This window comes from Paracoccus aminovorans (assembly GCF_001546115.1).
GTDB lineage: Bacteria > Pseudomonadota > Alphaproteobacteria > Rhodobacterales > Rhodobacteraceae > Paracoccus > Paracoccus aminovorans_B.
On sequence record NZ_KQ955209.1, the window covers coordinates 562,548 to 580,809 of the forward strand.

Below are 18,262 nucleotides of genomic sequence, written 5' to 3' on the forward strand. Positions count from 1 at the left end.
CCCATGCTAAGCAATTCCCTGGCCGAGCTTGACCGCCGGCACCTGATCCACCCGGTTTCGTCCTTTCGCGGGCACGAACAGCGCGGCGTGCGCATCCTGACCGGCGGGCAGGGCGCGACCGTCACCGACAGCGAGGGGCGCACCCTGATCGACGGCTTCGCGGGCCTGTGGTGCGTGAACGCGGGCTATGGCCACGAAAGCATCGTCGAGGCCGCCGCCGAGCAGATGCGCAAGCTGCCCTATGCCACCGGCTATTTCGACCTGGGCGCCGAGGCGCCGATCCGCCTGGCCGCCGCCCTGGCCGAACGCGCCCCGGGCGATCTGAACCACGTCTATTTCACGCTGGGCGGATCGGACGCGGTGGACAGCACTATCCGCTTCATCCGCTATTACTGGCACGCCAAGGGCCAGCCGGGCCGCGACCAGTTCATCTCGGTCGCCAACGGCTATCACGGCTCGACGACCATGGGGGCGGGGCTGACGGCGCTGCCGGGTTTCCACGACGGCTTCGGGGTGCCCTATGATTGGCAGCACAAGATTTCGTCGCATGACCTGTATCGCAACCCGGCGGGCCGCGATCCGCAGGCCGTGACCGAGGCCTCGGTCGCGGAACTGCGGGCGAAGATCGAATCGCTCGGTCCCGACCGCGTCGCCGCCTTCTATGTCGAGCCGATCCAGGGCTCGGGCGGCGTGCTGGTGCCGCCCAAGGGCTGGATCAGGGCAATGCGCGATCTGTGCGCCGAATACGGCGTGCTGTTCGTCGCCGACGAGGTGATCACCGGCTTTGGCCGCACCGGCCCGCTGTTCGCCTGCGAGGACGAGGGCATCGTTCCCGACCTGATGACCACGGCCAAGGGGCTGACCTCGGGCTATGTGCCGATGGGCGCGGTCTTCATGCGCGACCATGTCTATGAGACCATCGCCGACGGTGCGGGGGCCAAGGCCGTGGGCCATGGCTTCACCTATTCCGCGCATCCGGTCAGCGCCGCCGTGGCGCTGGAGGTGCTGGCGCTCTACGAAGGCGGGTTGCTGGAAAACGGCCGCCGCGCAGGTGCGCGGTTGCAGGCCGGGCTGGAAAGCCTGCGCGATCATCCGCTGGTGGGCGATGTGCGGGGCAGGGGGATGCTGGCGGCGGTCGAGCTGGTCGTGGACAAGGAGGCCAGGACCCCTCTGCCGCCCGAGGTCCAGCCCGCCACGCGGCTGTTCGACCGGGCCTGGGAACAGGGGCTGATCGTGCGGTCCTTTGCGCAGGGCATCTTCGGCTATGCGCCGCCCCTGTGCTGCACCGAGGACCAGATCGACCAGATCGTCGCCCGCACCCGCAAGGTGCTGGATCTGACGCTGGAAGACCCGGAAATCCGCGCGGTCCTGCGCTGATGGCGCTGCTGCTGCATTCCACCCCCGAACGCGGCCCTGTCTGGGGGCGCATCTTCGCCGAGGCGGGCGAGGGCTTCATCCCCAACGAGGCCAGCGTGACAGACCCCGCGCAGGTCACGCATCTGGCCTGCTGGACGCCGCCCGCCGATCTGGCGCGCTATCCGAACCTGCGCACGGTGATCTGCGTCGGGGCGGGCACCGACCATTTCCCGGCCTTGCCGGAGGGCGTGGCGCTGTCGCGCACCATCGCGCCGGGGATCGAGGCGATGGTGCGCGACTGGGTGGTCATGGCCACGCTGGCGCTGCACCGGGATCTGCCGTTCTATCTGGATCATGCCGCGCGCGGCGAATGGCAGCCCCGCCCGGCGCGGCTGGCGCGCACGCGGCGCGTGGGCATCATGGGCATGGGCCGGATCGGGCGTCTGGCCGCCGCAAGCCTGCAAGCCCTGGGCTTTGCCGTTTCGGGATACAGCCGCTCGGGCAGGCCGGTCGAAGAGGTCGAGATCTTCGGCGCGAATCGGCTGGACGCCTTTCTGGCCGGGGCCGATATCCTGGTCTGCCTGCTGCCGCTGACGGACGAAACCCGCGGCCTGATGGGCAGCGGCTTCTTCGACCGGCTGCCGCAGGGCGCGGAACTGGTCCATGCCGGGCGCGGCGCGCAGCTGGACATGGCGGCGCTGCGCCGGGCGCTGGACGGCGGGCGGCTTTCTGCCGCCATGCTGGACGTGACCGACCCCGAACCCTTGCCCGCCGATCACTGGGCCTGGCGCGATCCGCGCGTGCTGATCACCCCGCATATAGCCGCCCATACCGATGCCGAGGAAGGCGCGCGCCACGCCCTGGCCGTCATCCGCGCCGACCGTGACGGACAGCCGGTGCCGGGGCTGGTGGACCGCAGCCGGGGATACTAGGGCGCTCGCGATATGCCGCGCCCCCGCCCAATACGAAAGAATCTGCTGCGCCGGCCGCCCGTTTCGGCGTTTTGCAGCCCCGGAATGGCGCAATCTGGATGTGAGGGGATGTGACGACCCGCGCGTCCGCCGATCTGACCGCCGCGGCCCGCGGCATCTGCGAAAGGAAGCTCACCCCATGGCCACCCTGACGGCGGCAAGACCCCTGGACCGCTTTTCCTATGTCACCTTCGATGTGGTCGGCACGCTGATCGACTTCGAGGGTGCGATCACCGGCGCGCTGGCGACGATCACGGCCGATGCCGGCATGACCGTCGACGGCGAGGAGGCGCTGGCGGTTTACCGCAACGCCCGCTATCAGCCGGACGCGCTGCGCTTCCCGGACGACCTGGGCCGCTGCTACGGTCGGATCGCGGCAGCGACCGGCCTGCCCGACACGCCGGAAAACCGCCGGTTCATGATCGACGCCGTGGGCGAGGCGCAGCCCTTTCCCGACAGCGTCCAGGCGATGGCCCGGCTGAAGGCGCGCTACAAGCTGATCGCCATGACCAATGCCCGCCGCTGGGCCTTCGAGAAATACGAGGAAAAGCTGGGCAATCCCTTCTGGGCCAGCTTCACCACCGACGATACCGGCACCGAAAAGCCCGATCCGGCCTTCTTCCGGCAGGTGTTCGACTTCGTCGGCAAGAATGGCGGGACCAAGGACGACATCCTGCATACCGCGCAAAGCCAGCACCACGACATCGGCATTTCGCGCGCCTTGGGCATGACGAATGCCTGGATCCAGCGCCGGCATGCCCAGAAAGGCTATGGCGGGACCATCGAACCCGCGGAATTCACCGAACCCGACTACCACTTCCACGCACTGATCGACCTGGCCGAGGCCGCCGACAAGGCCTTCGACAACTGACTTCACCCGCCCGAGCGGACACGAGAGCCGCCGGGCAAGCAACAGGGATGACGACATGAAAGACCTCAAGCCGAACAACTGGACGGGCCGCGACGACGCGATGGTCGAGGCCGCAATCCGCCGCGGCGCCTCGCGCCGGGACCTGCTCAAGATGCTGATGGCGTCGGGCGTGGCGCTGTCGGCGGGCGGGTCGCTGCTGCTGCGCGCCGGTCAGGCCGTTGCGCAAACCCCGGTCACCGGCGGGCACCTGAAGGCCGCGGGCTGGTCGGCCTCGACCGCCGACACGCTGGACCCGGCCAAGGCGTCCCTGTCCACCGACTACACCCGCTGCTGCGCCTTCTATAACCGGCTGACCTTCCTCGAGGAGGGCAGCGAGGTGAAGATGGAACTGGCCGAGTCCATCGAGACGACGGACGGCAAGACCTGGCAGATCAGGCTGAAGCCCGACGTGACCTTCCACGACGGCAAGACCTTGACGGCGTCGGACGTGGTCTGGTCGCTCAAGCGCCATCAGGATCCGGCCGTGGGGTCCAAGGCCGCCGCCATCGCCGAACAGATGGCCGAGATCACCGCCGTGGACGACCGCACCGTCAGCATCGTGCTGGCGGCGGCCAATGCCGACCTGCCCACGATCCTGTCGCTGCACCATTTCATGATCCTGGCCGAAGGCACCAGCGATTTCAGCAAGGCCAACGGCACCGGCGCCTTCCTCTGCGAAACCTTCGAGCCCGGCGTGCGGTCCATCGGCACGCGCAATCCGAACTACTTCAAGGGCACCGGCCCCTATCTGGACAGCTTCGAATATTTCGCCATCTCGGACAACAATGCGCGCGTCAACGCCGTGCTGTCGGGCGATATCCACCTGGCCGCCGCGATCAACCCGCGGTCGATGCGCATGATCGAGGGGCAGGGCCATGTCGTCAGCTCGATCTCGACGGCGGGCAACTATACCAACCTCAACATCCGGCTGGACATGGCGCCGGGCGACAAGGCCGACTTCATCGAGGGCATGAAATACCTGATGAACCGCGAGGCCATCGTGAACGGCGTGCTGCGCGGATTGGGCGAGGTCGCCAACGACCAGCCCGTCTCGGCCATGGACCGCTATCACAACCCGAACCTGAAGCCGCGCGAATTCGACCCCGAGCGCGCCAAGGCGCTGTTCGAAAAGGCCGGTGTGCTGGGCCAGGCGATCCCCATCGTCACCTCGGACGCGGCGAACTCGGCCATCGACTATGCCATGGTCGTCCAGCAGGCCGGCGCCCAGGCCGGCATGCCCTTCAAGATCGAGCGCGTGCCGTCCGACGGATACTGGTCGAACTACTGGCTGAAGGCACCGATCCATTTCGGCAACATCAACCCGCGCCCGACGCCGGATATCCTGTTCTCGCTGCTCTACGCCTCCGACGCGCCCTGGAACGAAAGCCATTACAAGTCCGAGAAGTTCGACGCCATGCTGGTCGAAGCGCGCGGCTTGCTGGACGAGGAAAAGCGCAAGGCGATCTATTGGGAGATGCAGGAAATGATCGCGGCCGAGGCAGGCACCATCATTCCCGCCTATATTTCCAACGTCGATGCGCATTCGTCGAAGATGAAGGGCATGCGCCCCAATCCCCTGGGCGGCCAGATGGGCTATGCCTTCGCCGAATATGTCTGGCTGGAGGGCTGACATCCCCACGCCCCGCGCCCCTGCGCAATGCGCGCAGGGGCATCCCCATTGATGGAGGTGTGACATGCTGCGTTCCGCAACCACCTGGATCCTGGTCGGCCAGCGCCTGGGCATCGCGCTCATCACGCTGCTGATCGTGTCCTTCGCGGTCTTCTTCGCGACCGAACTGCTGCCCGGCGACGTGGCCGAGGTGCTGCTGGGTCAGGCCGCAACCCCCGAGGCCGTGGCCGGGCTGCGCACCGCCATGGGCCTGGACGAGCCGGCGATCTGGCGCTTCCTGTCCTGGCTGGGCGGACTTGCTACGGGTGATCTGGGGATGTCCTATGTCAACAAGATGGCCGTGGCCGACCTGCTGTCGGGGCGGCTGATGAACACGCTGCGCCTGGCGGGCATCGTCACGCTGGTCTGCGTGCCCGTGGCGCTGACCCTGGGCATCGCCGCCGCCATGTGGCGCGGATCCTGGCTGGACCGCCTGGTCTCGGTGCTGACCATCTCCGTCATCTCGGTGCCCGAATTCATGGTGGCGACGCTGGCGGTGCTGGTCTTCGCCGTCTGGCTGGACTGGCTGCCCGCGCTGTCCTTCGGGGTCAATGTGAACAGCATCGGTGACATGCTGCGCGCCTATGCGATGCCCGTCATCTCGCTGTCCTTCGTCGTCTCGGCCCAGATGATCCGCATGACGCGGGCCGCGGTGATCGAGACGATCAACACCCCCTATGTGGAGATGGCGCTGCTGAAGGGTGCGTCGCGGACGCGGATGGTCCTGCGCCACGCCCTGCCGAACGCGCTTGGCCCCATTGCCAACGCGGTGGCGCTGTCCTTGTCCTATCTGGTCGGCGGCGTTATCATCGTCGAGACCGTCTTCAACTATCCCGGTGTCGCCAAGCTGATGGTCGACGCGGTGTCCACCCGGGACCTGCCCCTGATCCAGAGCTGCGCGATGATCTTCTGCATCAGCTATCTGCTGCTGATCACGCTGGCCGATATGATCGCCATTCTCTCCAACCCGAGGTTGCGCCGTTGATGTCCCTTGCTTTGCGCCTTCCGACCCCGGCCCGGCTGGGATATTCCTTCAACTGGGTGGGCCGCATCGGCCTGGCCGTGATCCTGTTCTGGGCGGTGATCGCCATCATCGGCCCCTGGATCGCGCCCTATCCCCCCGGCGACATGGTCGATTTCGACTATTTCGGCCCGATGAGCAGCCAGTTCTGGATGGGCAGCGACTATCTGGGCCGCGACATCCTGTCCCGCATCATCATGGGGACGCGCTATACCGTCGGCATCGCGCTGGCCGCGGTGATGCTGGCCTGCGCGGGCGGCGTGCTTCTGGGCATGATCGCGGCCGTGGTCGGCGGCTGGTTCGACACGCTGCTGTCGCGCTTCCTGGACGCCTTCAACGGCATTCCGCACCTGCTGTTCGGCCTGGTCGTGGTGGCTGCCGTCGGATCCTCGATCCCGATCCTGATCGTGACGCTGGCGGCCATGTACCTGCCGGGCTCCTATCGCTTTGCCCGCGCGCTGGCGGTCAACGTCAATACCATGGATTTCGTCACCGTGGCCCGCGCCCGGGGCGAGGGCTTCGGCCATATCATCCTGCGCGAGATCTTTCCCAACATCCTGGGCCCCGTTCTGGCCGATCTGGGCCTGCGCTTCGTCTTCATCGTGCTGGTGCTGTCGGGCCTGTCCTTCCTGGGACTTGGCGTGCAGCCGCCCAATGCCGACTGGGGCGCCCTGGTGCGCGAGAACATCGAGGGCCTCAGCCTAGGGGCGCCGGCGGTGATCTTTCCCTCGATCGCCATCGCCTCGCTGACCATCTCGGTCAACATGTTCATCGACAACCTGCCCACCCGCATCCGCGACAGGAGCGAATGATGGATCAGCCGCTTGTTTCCGTGCGCGACCTGAAGATCGGCGCCAGGACCGACTCGGGCCGCGAGGTCGAGATCATCAAGGGCGTCAGCTTCGACATCGCCCCGGGCGAGATCGTGGCCCTGATCGGCGAAAGCGGGTCGGGCAAGACCACCATCGCCCTGTCGCTGATGGGCCATGCGCGGCCCGGCTGCGCCATCCAGGGCGGCAGCATCCGCGTGGGCCGCCGCGACGTGACGGCGATGCCCGAGCGCCAGCGCGCCGCCATGCGGGGGACCGAGGTGTCCTATGTCCCGCAATCGGCGGCGGCGGCCTTCAACCCGGCCAAGCGCATCATGGACCAGGTGGTCGAGATCACCGCCATCCACCAGCTGATGCCGCGCGAGCAGGCCGAGGCCAAGGCACGGCAGCTGTTCCGCGCCTTGGCGCTGCCCGATCCCGACACCATCGGCAGCCGCTATCCGCACCAGGTCTCGGGCGGGCAGTTGCAGCGCCTGTCGGCGGCCATGGCGCTGATCGGCGATCCGGCGCTGGTGATCTTCGACGAACCGACGACCGCGCTGGACGTGACCACCCAGATCGAGGTACTGCGCGCCTTCAAGTCGGTCATGGACAAGGGCGCCATGGCGGGGGTCTATGTCAGCCACGACCTGGCCGTGGTGGCGCAGATCGCCGACCGCATCATCGTGCTGAAGAACGGCGTGGTGCAGGAGGAAGGCCCGACCGAGCAGATCCTGCACGCGCCGAAGCACCCCTATACCCGCCAGCTGCTGGATGCCTTCGAGCCGGTGCCGCATGTCCCCATGGCCCGGCCCGACGCGGCCGAGCCGATCCTTGCGGTGCAGGACCTCTGCGCGGGCTATGGCGTGATCCGCGGCGGCGTGCCGGCGGCGAAGATCCTGCAGGATGTCAGCTTCCGGCTGGAACGCGGCCGCAACCTGGGCGTGATCGGCGAATCCGGGTCGGGCAAGTCGACGCTCGCCCGCGCCATCGCCGGCATTCTGCCCGCCTATCGCGGCAACCTGCTGCTGGACGGCAAGGAACTGGCGCCCTCGCTGCAACAGCGCAGCAAGGACGAATTGCGCCGCGTCCAGATCGTCTTCCAGCTGGCCGATACCGCGCTGAACCCCGCGCAGTCGATCGAGACGATCCTGGCCCGGCCCCTGACCTTCTATCACGGCATGACCGGGGCCGCGCGCAATGCCCGGGTGATCGAGCTTCTGGACATGGTGCGCCTGCCCGGCCACCTGCGCCACCGCCTGCCCTCGGAATTGTCGGGCGGGCAGAAGCAGCGGGTGAATCTGGCCCGCGCCCTGGCCGCCGAGCCCGAGCTGATCCTGTGCGACGAGATCACCTCGGCGCTGGACACCGTCGTCGCGGCGGCCATCCTGGACCTGCTGAAGGAACTGCAGCGAGAGCTGAACCTGTCCTACATGTTCATCAGCCACGACCTGTCCACGGTCGAGGCGATCTGCGACGAGGTCCTGGTGATGCTGAAGGGCCGGGTGGTCGAGGCGCTGCCCGCCGCGCGCATGTCGACCGAGGCCGCGCATCCCTATTCGCGCCTGCTGATCGGCTCGATCCCCCAGCTGGATACCGGCTGGCTGAAGGGGCTGGAACAGGACCCCGCCCTGATGGCGCAGTTCGCGGGACGGTAGCTGCGACGGGCAAGGGCCCAAGCCTTCGCGACCAGCTGTCCTGTCCACGGATGCCGCCGGACCGCACAGGCCCGGCGGGCGCCGCCTGTCTCGTCCGGCCGGGCGTCAGGACCGTTCCGCGAATAGTCGGGTCAGCGGGATCTGCGTCTTGACGAAGGGCGTCTTGATCACCACGAAGCTGAAATACTTGTCCACGCCGACGTCGCGGTCGATCAGCGATTCGATGATGTTCTGGTAGTCCACGATCCCCGAGGTCACGAATTTCGCCAGATAGTCGTATCCGCCCGACACCAGATGGCATTCGATGCAGCTGTCGATCTTTTCCAGCGCCTCCTGGAAGCGCGCGAAGTCCGGCGGGCGGTGGTTCTTCAGGGTGAATTCGGTAAAGACGGTCAGCGTCTCGCCCAGCTTCGCCACGTTGATCTGGGCGCTGTAGCCGGTGATGTATCCGGCCTGCTGCAGCTTCTTGACCCGCATCAGGCAGGGCGAGGGGGACAGCGCGACCAGATCGGCCAGCTCGACATTGGTGATGCGGCCGTTCTTCTGCAGTTCGGCCAGGATCTTCACATCGATGCGGTCCAGTTTCAGCGGCGGTGCCATTCGATCTTCCTTCCCGTTCCGGGTCCCTTCTGCTGCAATTCGGCCTCGCTGCCAACCGGCTGCGATTCGACAGGAAATGCCGCTGCCGCCGCGAGATGCGGCAGATGCGGCTGGCCACCCGCCGCTAGCCTGCGGTGACACGACCGGAGAACCCCATGCCCGCACCGCTTTTGTCCATCGAGACCGCCGGAGACCTGCCCGCCCGCGCCGATTGCGTCGTGATCGGCGGCGGCGTTGTCGGTGTCTCGGCCGCCTATTGGCTGGCCCGTGCCGGGCAAAGCGTGGTGCTGCTGGAAAAGGGACGCATCGGGGCGGAACAGTCCAGCCGCAACTGGGGCTGGTGCCGGCAGCAGAATCGCGATGCCCGCGAATTGCCCTTGTCCACGCGCAGCCTGGACCTGTGGGAGCAGATGGCCGCCGACCTGGGCCCCGGCATCGGCTTTCGCCGCTGCGGGCTCTTGTATCTGACCGATGACCCCGCCGAGCTGGAAGGCTGGGCCGCCTGGGGCCGCTTCGCGCAAGGCGAAGGCATCGACACGCGGATGCTGTCGGGCCCCGAGGCTGCCGAGCGCGGCCGCGCCACCGGCAAATCCTGGCTGGGCGGCGTCTGGTCGCCCACGGACGGCATTGCCGACCCCGCCAGCGCCGCGCCGCTGATCGCGCAGGGCATCGTCAAGCATGGCGGCCATGTGATCCAGTCCTGCGCCGCCCGCGGGCTGGAGCTTGAGGCCGGCCGCGTCGCGGGCGTCGTGACCGAGCGCGGCACGATCCGCACCGGCACGGTGGTGATGGCCGGCGGGGCCTGGGCCGGCAGTTTCCTGCACCAGCTGGGGATCGGCTTCCCGCAAGCCTCGGTGCGCAGTTCGATCCTGTCGGTGATGCCGGGCGCCGAGGGGCTGCCCGATGCCCTGCATACCGCTGCCGTATCGGCCACGCGCCGGGGCGACGGCGGCTATACGCTGGCGATCTCGGGCCGGGCCAATGTGGATCCGACGCCGCGGATGATCGCCGGCGCCAGGCATTTCCTGCCGATGTTCGCGAAACGCTGGCGCGCCCTGCGCCCCGGCGGGCTGCAGGGCTGGGCTGCGGGGTTCGAGACCCGCGCCCGCTGGTCCCTGGATCGCGAAACGCCCATGGAGCGGGTGCGGATTCTCGACCCGCATCCGTCGAAGGCCCTGGTCAGGGAAACGCTGGCCCGCGCCCGCCGCCTGCTGCCCGCGTTGCGGGACATTCCCGTGCAGGCCAGCTGGGCGGGCTTCATCGACAGCACGCCCGACGGGGTGCCGGTCATTGACGCGGATTGCGGCCTGCCGGGCCTGGTCCTGGCGGCGGGCCTGTCGGGCCATGGCTTCGGGATCGGGCCGGGGGTCGGGCATCTGGTGGCCGACATGATCCTGGGCCGGACGCCGATCACCGAGATCGCGCAATACCGGCTGGACCGCTTCAAGGGCAGCCAATGGGGCAAGGTGGCGAAGTTCTGAGCTCATGCCGCAAAACGCCCGATGTGGAAATCCTCCAGCGGCGTTTCGCAGCGGCCTGTTGCGACCAGTTCCGCCATCGCATCGCCCACGCCGGGGCCCAGCTGGAAGCCGTGGCCGCAGAAACCGAAGGCATGGAACAGCCCCGCCGTGGTCCCCGAGGCGCCCATGACCGGCAAGCCGTCGCGGACATAGCCCTCGGCCCCCGACCATTGCCGGATCACCGCAACATGGCGCAGGGCCGGGCACAGGCGCACCACCGCGCGCAATTGCGCGGGCAGGCGGGCGGGGTCGGCATGGGCGCGGCCATCCGCGCCGACCGTCCCCCGGTCCACCGCGCCGCCAAAGACCACGTTGCCGCGTTCGACCTGCCGCAGATAGGCGCCGTGATCCGCCGACCAGACCCCGACAACCGGCAGGATGCGGTGCGGCAGCGGCTCGGTCACGGCCATCTGCGGGCCGCGAACCTCGATTGGCACGGGTTCGCCGAACTGCGCCGCCAGAGCCGCGCCGTGATGGCCCGTGCAGTTGACCAACCGATCAGCATGGAACGTCCCGCGCGCGGTTTCGACGGTAAAGCCGGGCTGGACGGACAGCACCTGCGCCTGGTCCACCACCTGCACGCCCGCCCGCGCCGCGGCATCGGCAAAGGCCGGCGCGATCAGCCGCGGGTTGGCCGACCCGTCGCGGGGCGAGAACGACGCGGCGATGGCCTCCGGCCCAAGCCCCGGAAAGCGCCGTCGGATCTGGTCCGGGCCCAGCTCCTCAAGCTCCAATCCCCAGGGTCGGGCGTCTTCGGCAAAGCGGCGCATCAGCGCCAGGCCCTCGGCGTTGAAGATCAGCCGCAGGTGGCCGGCCGCGCGGAATTCCACGTCGCGGCCCAGCAGCGCTTCCAGCCGGTGCCACAGGGCAAGCGAGCGATGCGCCAGCGGCAATTGCGGCAGGTAGCGCCCGCTGCGCCGGATGTTGCCGAAAGATGCGACGGTCGCCCCGGCGCCGATGCGGCCGCTGTCGATCAGGGTCGTGGCGATGCCCCGGCGCGCCAGGAAGAACGCCGTTGCACTGCCCATCAAGCCGCCGCCCAGAACGATCACCGACATCCGCGTTCCCCCGAAAACCTTGCCCAAGGGAACGCCGGGGGGCATGAAGGGTCAAGGACGAGTTCTTGGGTGAACCATAAGTCGAACCTATGGGGGCATGATGCGGGCCAGGCAGCTTGAGGTGTTCGTGGCGGTGATGCGCGCAGGCTCGATCACCGCTGCGGCGCGGATGCTGAACATCTCGCAACCCGCCCTCAGCCAGGTGCTGCTGCATGCCGAGGACGAGTTGGGCTTTCCCCTGTTCACCCGCGAAAAGGGCCGCCTGCACCCCACGCCCGAGGCGCTGGAGCTGCTGCCCGATGCCGAGCGGCTGTTCGGCGGGCTGGAAGGGTTGCGCCGCAAGACCGCCGACCTGCGGCAGGGGCGGGCGGGGCTGGTGCGCATCGCGGCCTCGCCCCCGCCGGCGATGTCCTTCCTGCCGGGGGTGCTGGCCGCCTATCGCAAGGCGCATCCCGACATCCTGGTGCGCGCCCATGTCGCCCCGGTCGCCTCGCTGATCACCATGCTGCGCGCAGGGGATGCCATGCTGGCGCTGGCGCTGGACGACACGATGCCGCCCGATATCGACGTCGAGCCGCTGGGGGGCACGCGGTTTACCTGTCTTTTGCCGCCGGACCATCCGTTCGTGGACCGCGACGGGCTGAGACTTGCCGATCTGCAGGATCAGGCATTGATCTCCTATCGCGCGGCGACCCGCCCACATCATGAATTGTCCCAGGCGGCCCGCGTCCAGGGCCTGCGGTTCGAGCCGATCCTGGAGATCGACATGTCGATCACCGCCGTGGGCTTCGTGCAGGCGGGGCTGGGGATTGCGGTGGTCGATTCCCTGCTGCCCTGGGCGCAGTTCGCGGGCATCCGGCAATGCCCGCTGCTGGACGATGCGGCGCTGCCCCTGTCGCTGCTGACGCTGAAGGGCCGCGTGCTGTCGCGCGCGGAAAGCCTGATGCGGGACACGATCCGAAGGCATAAGCCCGACTTATAGCCCGCGCCGCTTTGCGTCTTGGACGCGGATCGCCGCTTCTGGTTCCATCGCCTCGACCAATGATGGAGTGGCGGAATGGACGGGACCGTAGCGGACTGGAAGATCGGCGTCGATATCGGCGGCACCTTCATGGATTTCTGCGCGCTGGAGGCGACCTCGGGCCGCGTCGCATCGCTGAAGGTGCTGACCACGCCCGACGATCCCGGCGCCGAACTGCTGGAAGGGCTTCGGCTGCTGGCTGAACGCGAAGGGCTGGATCCGGCGACGGTCAGCCGCTTCGTGCACGGCACCACGGTCGGCATCAACACCATCATCCAGCGCAAGGGCGCGCGCCTGGCGCTGATCACCAATGCGGGCTTCGAGGATGTGATCGAGCTCGCCCGGTTGCGGATGCCCGAGATGTATTCGCTGTTCTGCCACCGGCCCGACCCGCTGGTCTCGCGCGACATGATCTTCGGCATCCCAGCCCGGATGCGCGCCGACGGCCGCCAGACCCTCGCCCCCGATGGGGTCGCCATCGCCGATGCCGTGGCCCGCGCCAAGGCCGCAGGCGCCGAGGGGGTGATCGTGGCGCTGCTGCATTCCTGGCGCGACGGCTCGCAGGAGGCCGCCGTCAAGGCGCAGATCGAGGCGCAGGCGCCCGATCTGTTCGTCTTCACCTCGGCGGAGGTCTGGCCGGTGATCCGCGAATACGAGCGCAGCTCGACCGCGATCCTGAACGGCTATGTCCATCCGCGCGTCGCGGGCTATCTGACGGCGCTGGAATCGCGGCTGGCGGGGCAGGGGGTTCCGGCCCGCGCCATGCTGACCAAGTCGAACGGCGGGCTGATGACCGCGGCCGAGGGGCGGCGCGACTGCGTGTCGATGCTGCTGTCGGGCACGGCATCCGGCGTGATCGGCGCAAGCTGGCTGGCCCGCCAGGCCGGCGAGGATCGCATCCTGACGCTGGACATCGGCGGCACCTCGGCCGATTTCGCGCTGATCGTGGACGGGCAGGTGCAGTTCGGATCGGACGAGCTGATCGGCGAGTTTCCGTTGCACATCCCTTCGGTCTCGGTCAGTTCCATCGGCATCGGCGGCGGCTCCATCGCCAGCGTGGACGCGCAGGGGGTGCTGCGCGTCGGGCCGGAATCGGCGGGATCGAACCCCGGTCCGGCCTGCTACGCACGCGGCGGGACACAGGCCACGGTGACGGATGCGATGGCGGTCTGCGGCTGGCTGGGCCACAGCCAGATGGCCTACGGCCAGTTGCAGATGGACGTGGCGCTGGCCCGGCAGGCCGTTGCTGCCTTGGCCGAGCAGCTTGGCCGCGGCCCCGAGGAAACCGCGCAGGCGATCCTCGACATCGCGATTTCCGAGATGTTCGTCGAGGTCGAGAAGCTGTCCTCGCGCGCCGGCGTCGATCTGCGGGATTTCGCGCTGATGCCGTTTGGTGGCGGCGGGCCGATGCTGGGGGCGTTCCTGGCGCGCGAGCTGGGGATCTCGCGCGTCATCGCCCCGCGCCGTCCGGGCGTGGTCTCTGCGCTTGGCGGTCTGGTAGCCGATCTGCGCGGCGACTTCATCCGCACGGTCTTTGCCGATCTGGGCGCGGATCTGACCGCGCCGTTCCGGGCGCTGACCGATGACGGTCGCGCCTGGCTGGCCGCCCAGGGCCATCACGGCGCCGCCGACCTGCACCTGTCCGCCGACATGCGCTATGCCGGCCAGAGCTACGAGATCGAGGTCGGTCTGGAACCCGCTTGGCTGAACGATCCCGCCCGCATCGCGCAGGCCTTCCACGCCACGCATCTGCGTCTTTACGATTTCGACGACCCCGAGGGCCGGATCGAGATCGTGAACCTGCGCCTGTCCGCCATCGGTGCCGGGCCGAAGCCCGAATTCCCGGTAGAGACGGGCGATCCCGCCCCCCCCCGGCCCGCGCGCCATGTGCCGGTGCATCTGGGGGCCTGGCAGGAGATCCCGCTCTATGACCGCGCGGACCTGACGGGGGGTGCGCGTTTCCACGGCCCCGCAATCGTCACGCAGGAAGACACCACTTTCGCCATCCCCGAAGGCGCGACGGCCCAGGTGGACGACCACCTGAACATCCACCTGAGCTTTGCGGAGTAAGCCCATGTTCGACAAGATGACGCTTCAGGTCCTGGCCAACCACGCCCGCGCGGCGGCCGAGAACATGGCGCATACGCTGCACCGCACGGCGCATTCGGCCTTCGTCAAGGAAACGCAGGACTTCACCGTCATGCTGATGGACAAGGGCGGCGACACCTTCGCGGTGCCGATGGACCTGGGCGCGACCTGGTATCCGGGCCTGACCTATGGCCGGGCTATCGCCATGGTGGAGGATTACCGCCCCGGCGACGTGGCCTTCACCAACGACCCCTATTCCGGCCATGTCGCGACCCATGCCCCCGACACCCACCTGTGGAAGCCGGTCTTCGCGGATGGCGAGATCGTCGCCTGGACCGGCGGGCATATCCACAACACCGACATGGGCGGCGCGGTGCCGGCGTCCCTGTCCCGGTCCCTGACCGAGATCCACCAGGAAGGCATCCGCTTTCCGCCGATGAAGCTGGTGAACGAAGGCGTCTTCGACGAGCAGATCCTGCGGATCATGCAGACCAATGTCCGCAAGCCCGCGCTGAACATCGGCGACATCAAGGCGCTGGTCGGCGCGCTGAACACCGGCGAGCGCAAGGTGCACCAGATGATCGCCCGGTTCGGCAAGCAGGGCTTCGTCCAGGGCGTCGCGGCGCTGAAGGACCAGGCCGAGGCGCAGGCCCGCGACATCCTGCGCGCGATCCCGGACGGGGATTACCATTTCGCCGATTACGCCGACGAGGACAGCGACCAGGCCAATCCCTGCCGGTTGAACCTGACCCTGAAGATCCGGGGCGACAGCGCGGTGCTGGATTTCACCGGATCGGACCCGCAGCTTGGCAGTTCGCTGAACGTGCCCTCGGGCGGGGATCCGCGGCATACCATGCTGCTGGTGGGGGTCTATTACGTCCTCTATACGCTGAACCCGCGCATCCTGCTGAACACCGGGCTGACGCGGCCCTTCACCTGCATCGCGCCGGAAGGCACGGTGCTGAACCCGGTCGCGCCCGCTGCGGTGGGGATGCGGTCGCTGACCTGCGCGCGGTTGCGGTCGGTGATCTTCGGGGCATTCTCGCAGGCCATTCCCGACCGGATGCCCGCCGCGCCCGCCGGCAACAACTGCATCATCAACGTGATGACGCGGGACGAGCGCACGCAGAAGACGGTCATCGCTGCCGTGAACCCGGTGGTGGGCGGCGGCGGCGGCATGCCCTGGCGCGACGGCACCAACGGCTCGGGCGCGGACGCGGCCTATCTGAAGAACACCCCCATCGAGATCACCGAGACCGAGGTGCCGGTGGAATTCGTCCGCTACGGCCTTGCGCAGGACAGCGGCGGGGCCGGTCGCTGGCGGGGCGGGCTGGCCACCGAGATGGCCTTCCGCGTCTTCGCCCCCGACAGCAGCATCACCGCGCGCAACCGCGACCGCAGCGTCTTCCGCCCCTGGGGGATCCTGGGCGGCAAGGCGGCGGGCCTGGCCGAGATGATCGTGAACCCCGGAACGCCCGACGAACGGCGCACCGGGTCCGCCGACACCGCGATCCTTGGCCCCGGCGATGTGCTGATGATCCGTTCCGCCGGGGGCGGCGGGCGCGGCAACCCCTTCGAGCGCGAGGTCTGGCGCGTCGAGCAGGATGTGGCGCGGGGCTATGTCTCGGTCGATGCGGCGCGGCGCGATTACGGCGTGGTCGTCGGCGATGCCGATGCCACGGCGGCGCTGCGGGCGCAGGCGACGGAACATCAGGGGCATTTCCATTTCGGCCCCGAACGCGACGGCTTCGAGGCGCGCTGGACCAGCGCCGCCTATGAGGCCCTGACGGCGATCCTGACGGCGCTGCCGATCCACTGGCGCTTCTTCGCCAAGACCGAGATCTTCCGCCGCATGGAGGGCAATGGCCCCGAGGCCGTGCACCGCGCCTTCGATGCCGTCTGCGCGCGTTTCCCCGACCTGCCGCGCCCGGCCCTTGCGCAGGCCGCGGAATGACCGGGCAACTGGTCCGGCTGGCCGAGACGGGGCGCGCGCCGGTCGCCTTCCGTTTCGACGGGCGGGACATGACCGGGCTGATGGGCGACACGGTGCTGACCGCGATCCTGACCGGCGCCGGATCGCTGCGCCCGGCCGAGTTCGGGCCGGAGCGGCGTGCGGGCTTCTGCCTGATGGGCGCCTGCCAGGATTGCTGGATCTGGGCCGAGGACGGCTCGCGCCTGCGCGCCTGCTCGACGCCCCTTGCGGCGGGGATGCGGCTGCTTTCCGAGGCGCCGCAAGGGTGGCCCGCATGACGCGGGTGCTGGTCGTCGGCGCCGGGCCTGCGGGCATCCGCGCGGCAGAGCGGCTGGTCCGCGCGGGCCTGCGCCCGGTCGTGGTGGACGAAGCCGCGCGGGCCGGCGGCCAGATCTATCGCCGCCCGCCCGAGGGCTTCACCCGCCCGCCGGAAAAGCTCTACGGCTCCGAGGCCGGGAAGGCGCGGGCGCTGCACGCGCTGTTCGACGGAATGGTGGCGGCGGGGCAGGTGGACTATCGCCCGCACTCCGCGGTCCATGCGATCCGCGACGGGGTGGCGCATGTCGGCGCGGCACGCATTCCCCATGACCGGCTGATCCTGGCGACGGGGGCCACCGACCGCCTGGTCCCGGTGGATGGCTGGCAGCGTGCCGGGGTCTATTCCCTGGGCGCGGCGCAGATCGCGCTGAAGGCGCAGGGCGTGGCCATCGGGCGGCAGATCGTGCTGGCAGGATCGGGGCCGCTGCTGACCCTGGTGGCGGCGCAGCTGCTGGCGGCGGGGGCAGGGGTCGCGGCGGTGCTGGACACCTCGTCCCTGGCGACGCAGATGCGGGGCGGCATCGGCATGGCCCTGACCCGCCCGGCGGTGACGGCGCGGGGGCTGGCGATGCGGGCGCGGCTTGGGCGGCTGTATCACGCCGGCGTCCGGCTGGAACGGATCGCCGCGGATGCGGTCCATTGGTGCGATGGCTGGGGCCGGGCGCAGGTCACGGAATGCGACGCGGTGGCGCTTGGCTGGCACCTGCGGGCGGAAACGCAACTGGCCGACCTGGCGGGCGCGCGCTTTGCATGGTCCGACACCTGGGCGCAATGGCTGCCGGTCGCGGATGAGATGGGCCGGGCGGGGCCGGGCCTCTATCTGGCCGGAGACGGGCTGCGCATCCTGGGCGCGGACGGCGCCGAGGTCGCGGGTGCCCTGGCCGCCAATGCCTGCCTGACCGACCTGGGGATCGCCACGCCCGGCACGCGCGCGCTGCTGCGCCGCGCCCGGCGGCTGCACTGCTTCGCCGCCGCGATGGCACACGCCTTTCCCTGGCCCTCGGGCCAACTGGATGCGCTGCCCGATGCGGCTGTCCTGTGCCGCTGCGAGGGGATCACCCTGGGGCAGATGCGCGATGCTGCAGGCCTGGGCGGGGCCGAGGCCAATCGCGTGAAGTCCCTGGGGCGCATCGGCATGGGCCGCTGTCAGGGCCGCTATTGCCAGCTTGCCGCCGCCGCGCTGATCGCCCGCCACGCCGGTCTTGCCCCGCAGGAGGCGGGCCGGCTGCGCGGCCAGCCCCCGGTGCGCCCGGTGCCCGTCGGCGCGTTGCTGGAGGACTGACAGCATAAT

The 18,262-nt window shown here is 69.1% G+C and carries 15 protein-coding genes; 13 read left to right on the forward strand and 2 right to left on the reverse strand.

Features of this window, described 5'->3' with window-relative positions; genetic code table 11:
• The first annotated feature begins 3 nt into the window (after window positions 1-3).
• The 7 genes from ASV56_RS14575 (at window position 4) to ASV56_RS14605 (ending at window position 8,394) form a co-directional block, all read left to right on the forward strand.
• Window positions 4-1,377, forward strand: a complete 1,374-nt coding sequence (locus ASV56_RS14575; RefSeq protein WP_028712719.1) for an aspartate aminotransferase family protein — start codon at window positions 4-6, stop codon at window positions 1,375-1,377.
• On the forward strand, window positions 1,377-2,288 hold the full coding sequence (locus ASV56_RS14580; RefSeq protein ID WP_062562759.1) for a 2-hydroxyacid dehydrogenase: 912 nt from the start codon (window positions 1,377-1,379) through the stop codon (window positions 2,286-2,288). Before ASV56_RS14575 ends, ASV56_RS14580 begins: the two co-directional genes overlap by 1 nt.
• A gap of 178 nt (window positions 2,289-2,466) precedes the next feature.
• Complete coding sequence (locus tag ASV56_RS14585; RefSeq protein WP_062562760.1) at window positions 2,467-3,198, forward strand: HAD-IA family hydrolase; 732 nt, start codon at window positions 2,467-2,469, stop codon at window positions 3,196-3,198.
• Window positions 3,199-3,253: 55 nt separating this feature from the next.
• A complete protein-coding gene (locus tag ASV56_RS14590) occupies window positions 3,254-4,867 on the forward strand; it encodes an ABC transporter substrate-binding protein (RefSeq protein WP_062562761.1) in 1,614 nt (537 codons plus the stop codon).
• 64 nt (window positions 4,868-4,931) lie between these two features.
• Complete coding sequence (locus tag ASV56_RS14595; protein ID WP_028712723.1) at window positions 4,932-5,891, forward strand: ABC transporter permease; 960 nt, start codon at window positions 4,932-4,934, stop codon at window positions 5,889-5,891.
• Window positions 5,891-6,739 (forward strand): ABC transporter permease, encoded by an 849-nt coding sequence (locus ASV56_RS14600; protein ID WP_062562762.1) that lies wholly within the window; start codon window positions 5,891-5,893, stop codon window positions 6,737-6,739. Before ASV56_RS14595 ends, ASV56_RS14600 begins: the two co-directional genes overlap by 1 nt.
• On the forward strand, window positions 6,739-8,394 hold the full coding sequence (locus ASV56_RS14605; RefSeq protein WP_082724853.1) for an ABC transporter ATP-binding protein: 1,656 nt from the start codon (window positions 6,739-6,741) through the stop codon (window positions 8,392-8,394). Before ASV56_RS14600 ends, ASV56_RS14605 begins: the two co-directional genes overlap by 1 nt.
• 105 nt (window positions 8,395-8,499) lie before the next feature.
• Here the strand turns inward: ASV56_RS14605 and ASV56_RS14610 are convergent, their stop codons facing one another.
• Window positions 8,500-8,994 (reverse strand): Lrp/AsnC family transcriptional regulator, encoded by a 495-nt coding sequence (locus tag ASV56_RS14610; RefSeq protein WP_198019337.1) that lies wholly within the window; start codon window positions 8,992-8,994, stop codon window positions 8,500-8,502.
• Window positions 8,995-9,149: 155 nt separating this feature from the next.
• Between ASV56_RS14610 and ASV56_RS14615 the strand changes: the two genes are divergently transcribed.
• Window positions 9,150-10,475 carry an NAD(P)/FAD-dependent oxidoreductase gene (locus ASV56_RS14615; RefSeq protein ID WP_062562764.1) on the forward strand — a complete coding sequence of 442 codons (1,326 nt, stop codon included), beginning with the start codon at window positions 9,150-9,152 and terminating at the stop codon, window positions 10,473-10,475.
• Window positions 10,476-10,477: 2 nt separating this feature from the next.
• Here ASV56_RS14615 and ASV56_RS14620 read toward each other — a convergent pair whose 3' ends face one another.
• On the reverse strand, window positions 10,478-11,572 hold the full coding sequence (locus tag ASV56_RS14620) for an NAD(P)/FAD-dependent oxidoreductase (protein ID WP_062562765.1): 1,095 nt from the start codon (window positions 11,570-11,572) through the stop codon (window positions 10,478-10,480).
• A 100-nt stretch (window positions 11,573-11,672) separates the two neighbouring features.
• Between ASV56_RS14620 and ASV56_RS14625 the strand changes: the two genes are divergently transcribed.
• The 5 genes from ASV56_RS14625 (at window position 11,673) to ASV56_RS14645 (ending at window position 18,253) form a co-directional block, all read left to right on the forward strand.
• Window positions 11,673-12,554, forward strand: coding sequence for a LysR family transcriptional regulator (locus tag ASV56_RS14625; protein ID WP_062563330.1), 882 nt, complete (start codon window positions 11,673-11,675; stop codon window positions 12,552-12,554).
• 75 nt (window positions 12,555-12,629) lie between these two features.
• A complete protein-coding gene (locus ASV56_RS14630) occupies window positions 12,630-14,663 on the forward strand; it encodes a hydantoinase/oxoprolinase family protein (RefSeq protein ID WP_062562766.1) in 2,034 nt (677 codons plus the stop codon).
• A 4-nt stretch (window positions 14,664-14,667) separates the two neighbouring features.
• On the forward strand, window positions 14,668-16,635 hold the full coding sequence (locus ASV56_RS14635) for a hydantoinase B/oxoprolinase family protein (RefSeq protein ID WP_062562767.1): 1,968 nt from the start codon (window positions 14,668-14,670) through the stop codon (window positions 16,633-16,635).
• Window positions 16,632-16,931 (forward strand): (2Fe-2S)-binding protein, encoded by a 300-nt coding sequence (locus ASV56_RS14640; RefSeq protein ID WP_028716727.1) that lies wholly within the window; start codon window positions 16,632-16,634, stop codon window positions 16,929-16,931. The genes ASV56_RS14635 and ASV56_RS14640 overlap by 4 nt, the downstream gene beginning before the upstream one ends.
• Window positions 16,928-18,253, forward strand: a complete 1,326-nt coding sequence (locus ASV56_RS14645) for an NAD(P)/FAD-dependent oxidoreductase (protein ID WP_062562768.1) — start codon at window positions 16,928-16,930, stop codon at window positions 18,251-18,253. The genes ASV56_RS14640 and ASV56_RS14645 overlap by 4 nt, the downstream gene beginning before the upstream one ends.
• Window positions 18,254-18,262: the final 9 nt, after the last annotated feature.